The 3,782-nt window shown below is 44.0% G+C and carries 4 protein-coding genes; 1 reads left to right on the forward strand and 3 read right to left on the reverse strand.

Annotated elements, in window-relative coordinates:
* The first annotated feature begins 637 nt into the window (after positions 1 to 637).
* A complete protein-coding gene (locus EOS97_RS26560) occupies positions 638 to 865 on the forward strand; it encodes a hypothetical protein (protein WP_206282062.1) in 228 nt (75 codons plus the stop codon).
* Positions 866 to 912: 47 nt separating this feature from the next.
* Here the strand turns inward: EOS97_RS26560 and EOS97_RS26565 are convergent, their stop codons facing one another.
* From EOS97_RS26565 to EOS97_RS26575, 3 genes are all read right to left on the reverse strand, one after another.
* Positions 913 to 1,101 carry a Rop family plasmid primer RNA-binding protein gene (locus EOS97_RS26565; protein WP_000165998.1) on the reverse strand — a complete coding sequence of 63 codons (189 nt, stop codon included), beginning with the start codon at positions 1,099 to 1,101 and terminating at the stop codon, positions 913 to 915.
* A gap of 612 nt (positions 1,102 to 1,713) precedes the next feature.
* Positions 1,714 to 3,258: a PAS domain-containing methyl-accepting chemotaxis protein gene (locus tag EOS97_RS26570; protein WP_049134876.1), complete on the reverse strand. Its 1,545-nt coding sequence runs from the start codon at positions 3,256 to 3,258 to the stop codon at positions 1,714 to 1,716.
* 335 nt (positions 3,259 to 3,593) lie between these two features.
* Positions 3,594 to 3,707: a replication initiation protein gene (locus EOS97_RS26575; protein WP_071602595.1), complete on the reverse strand. Its 114-nt coding sequence runs from the start codon at positions 3,705 to 3,707 to the stop codon at positions 3,594 to 3,596.
* Positions 3,708 to 3,782: the final 75 nt, after the last annotated feature.

Consider the following 3,782-nt stretch of genomic DNA (forward strand, 5'->3'; position numbering starts at 1 on the left):
GCGGATTGACACCGGTAAACCGAAAGGCAGGAACAGGAGAGCGCACGAGGGAGCCACCAGGGGGAAACGCCTGGTATCTTTAAGTCCTGTCGGGTTTCGCCACCACTGATTTGAGCGTCAGATTTCGTGATGCTTGTCAGGGGGGCGGAGCCTATGGAAAAACGGCAACGCCGTGGCCTTGCTTCTTCTTTGCTAAGTATCGCCCTGGCATCTTCCAGGAAATTTCCGCCCAGTTTGTAAGCCCACACCGCTCGCCGCAGCCGAACGACCGAGCGCAGCGAGTCAGTGAGCGAGGAAGCGGAATATCTCCTGTCTCGTATATTCTGCTGACGCGCCGGTGCTGCCTTTTTCCTCCTTCCACATGAAGCACTTCACTGACCTCCGCATCCGTGTCGACATATTAAGCCAGTATACACTCCGCTAGCGCTACGTGACTGGTTCAGGGCTGCGCCCCGACACCCGCTAAAAGCACTGACGCGCCTGCGGCTTGCCCAACCCCGCGCCGTCCGGGAAAGAATTTCCCGATCGACCCGACGTTTCTGTTTACCTGTGATGTTAACGTTTGGATCTTTTTCCCGGGTTTACCTATTTTCTTCTAATGAAGCGTTCACAGCTGACGTTAATAGATGGGTGCTTCATGTTTGGTTTTTCACCAGGAGAACTTATGAACCTTTGCCCCGATGAACGTCTGCTCTTTGTGCGGATGATTTCCGCTATGCTTCGCCGTTCGGGCGGTGATGCGGGTGCTTTTATGTTTGAGGCGTATCGCCATATTGTGTCCGATACCAATCAAGCTCGTCGTTCCTACATGCTCGACCTGCTCGAAAGCGTCAGGCATGACTATGTACACGGTGGATATACATAGTTGCCCTGGATACGCTTTTCGTCTAAGTGAGCGTTCTTTTCGTCTCTTTATTCGCCGTCCTGTATACCGAAGCGTGCGCTCAGCTTCTGATAAAGCGCTTCAGCCTGTTCGTGCATTCGCTCACAGTCGGCTGCCTCGTCATCAAGATCGAGCACGTCGAGTTTTTCGAGCAGCAGCAGCGACTGCGCCCGGATAAATTTTGCCATGTTCAGTGCGGCTGATTCCTGTTTTGTCATACGGCTTTTTCCCGGTTTTATGGTGATCGCAGACTGAAATCTTACTTCATTCACTTGAGTGCATAGCCATGCAGGTACGCAGAAATCATCAGGGGCGTTTTTTCTCGATATGGGCACAGAAAGGTGTATGTTTCAGGTCGGAGTCCTCAGAAACGCTCTCAGAGCCTCTCAGGCGGTGCACGCAACGGATGTTATGGTAAATTCAGCTGATTGTATGCAGCATAATCGTTTTTGAACTTGAAGGTCTGATGTTTATTCAGATATTTTTCTCTACCTCTTTAATCGCGTTAAGTATCGCTAAATGTTCACTTTCTGAATGTCCACCTTCTTGGAGTTTACGGTTTAAAATATCAAGGATAGCAAGTAGTGAAACGCAGCGTTGTTGTGATAGTAATTCGAAAATCGCATAGCTTATCAACAGCTTCTTTTAATAAAAGTCTTGCTTCGCTTTACTCTTTTTTAAGAGTTCCCTTTCCTTTGTTAAACCTATAGCGCAGTTATACTTTATTCTAAACAGATGGTTTTTTGTGTTATGTGTCGTTGTTTTTTTAAAAAGTTAATGATTTTTTAGAATCCCCACTCCGGGCTAAGTGGGGGTTCTATAGCTAGGCCTTATCTAAAAACATTGATTGCATCTGACAAACGGTTTGCTTGGTGCGCAAGTTCAGTTGATGCCATTGCATTTTGCGATACGCGAGCTGAGTTCTTATTAGATATATTGTCTAAGTTTTCCACAGCGGAGCTAATTTCCTGTAATGCAATAAACTGTTCAGATGTCGCAGCGCTTATTTGTGTGATCAATTCTGCCATTCCTTTTACTTTGGATAAAACTTCACCCATGGATTTTCCTGTTTTTTCTGTGTACTCGGTTCCGGCAGTAACTTTATTAGAACTGCTTTCTATTAATTCTTTTATTTCATTTGCGGCTTTGGCGCTACGTTGTGCAAGATGTCGAACTTCACCTGCAACAACAGAAAAACCTTTACCCTGCTCTCCCGCGCGTGCTGCTTCCACTGCTGCATTAAGAGCTAGTATGTTAGTCTGAAACGCTATGCTATCAATCACACTGGTTATAGTTGCTATTCTTTTTGAACTATCTGAGATTTCAGACATCATTTCCATCATTTTTACCATGATTTTTTCGCTATTTAACGCAGTGTCTTGAGTTTTTTCAGAAATTTCTTTGACTTCTTGTGATGTTTCGGCGTTGGATTTTACTGTTGCAATCAATTCATTCATGGCAGCAGCGGTTTGCTGAATGTTTATATTTGAGTTTTCTGTGTGCTTGCTTAATGATTTGTTATTTTGTGCTATGTCGGAGCTTTTTTTTAATACCACACTTGCCTGATTGCTTACATCATTAACTAACCATCGGAACATAAGTCCTAACTGGCTTATTGATCTGAGAGTCATCCCTATTTCGTCAACCCTTTCACTTTGTTCTATCTTATGGCAAGAGCCAGTTACTACATTTATGGCTTGTTTCGATATATTCTCTATCGGTGCGGATATCTTTCTATCGAAAATGAAAATCATTGCAAGTAGTGCAACTGTTAATATTGATGAGGAAATTAATGATGTGATTGAATCTATCCCTAGCAACCAATTTGCAATAATAAAAAGTGGTAGCAAGGATGATAAATAGAGTCTGATTCGCCAGCGTATTGGAATTGTCTTATCTAGTGTTAATAACCTTCTCCATCCTTTTCTTACTATCATTCCATTTTTAAATGAATAATATCTCCCGCTGTCACTTAAGAGTTTGTTATATAAATTATTTGCATAATTTATCTCGCCTGTTGATGGTTTAGTGCGCACAGACATATATCCGCGTGTTATTCCATCACGGACTACGGGGGTAACGTTAGAGCGAACCCAATAAAAGTCCCCATTTTTACGACGGTTTTTGACTAGAGCAGACCACGGTTTACCCTGCTGAAGGGTTGCCCACATATCCGCAAAAGCTGCCTTTGGCATGTCAGGGTGCCGGACGATATTATGTGGTTGATTATGTAGTTCACTTTCACTAAAGCCGCTAACGTGAATAAATGCATCATTCGCATAGGTTATGAGGCTTTCTTGATCTGTCGTTGACACTAAGGTGGCATCATCATCAAAAAAAAATTCATTATTTGTAACAGGTTGGTTGTTTCGCATAGTGTGCCTTACATTTTTGTAGTTAGACTACTCATCGTTTGCAGTTGTTTTCGGAAAACGGCGATAGGCACTTTAGTGTTATACCTATCATTAATGCAGGGAAATGAAAGGGAAGTTTGATATTGATTTGTTTTATCTTCTTGAGATCCTTTACAAGTCGTCGTAATCTCCTTTCTTGTAAACGAAAAAACCGCCTTGCTGGGCGGTTTTTTCGAAGGTTCTCAGAGCAGCAACTCTTTGAACCAAGGTAACTGGCTTGGAGGAGCGCAGTCACCAAAACTGTTCGTTTAGTTTAGCCTTAACCGACGCATAACTTCAAGACTAACTCCTCTAAATCAGTTACCAGTGGCTGCTGCCAGTGGCGTTTTGTCGTGTCTTTCCGGGTTGGACTCAAGACGATAGTTACCGGAAAAGGCGCAGCAGTCGGACTGAACGGGGGGTTCGTGCATACAGTCCAGCTTGGAGCGAACTGCCTTCCCGGAACCGAGTGTCAGGCGTGGAATGAGATAAACGCGGCCATAACA

It is taken from the genome of Salmonella sp. SSDFZ54 (assembly GCF_004010735.1).
Classification (GTDB): Bacteria; Pseudomonadota; Gammaproteobacteria; order Enterobacterales; family Enterobacteriaceae; genus Salmonella; species Salmonella enterica.

What these genes read in the sequence shown, in the direction of transcription:
- EOS97_RS26570 (WP_049134876.1), bottom strand. Translation starts at nt 3,258, where the DNA reads ATGCGAAACAACCAACCTGTTACAAATAATGAATTTTTTTTTGATGAT.
- EOS97_RS26560 (WP_206282062.1), top strand. Translation starts at nt 638, where the DNA reads ATGTTTGGTTTTTCACCAGGAGAACTTATGAACCTTTGCCCCGATGAA.
- EOS97_RS26575 (WP_071602595.1), bottom strand. Translation starts at nt 3,707, where the DNA reads ATGCACGAACCCCCCGTTCAGTCCGACTGCTGCGCCTTTTCCGGTAAC.
- EOS97_RS26565 (WP_000165998.1), bottom strand. Translation starts at nt 1,101, where the DNA reads ATGACAAAACAGGAATCAGCCGCACTGAACATGGCAAAATTTATCCGG.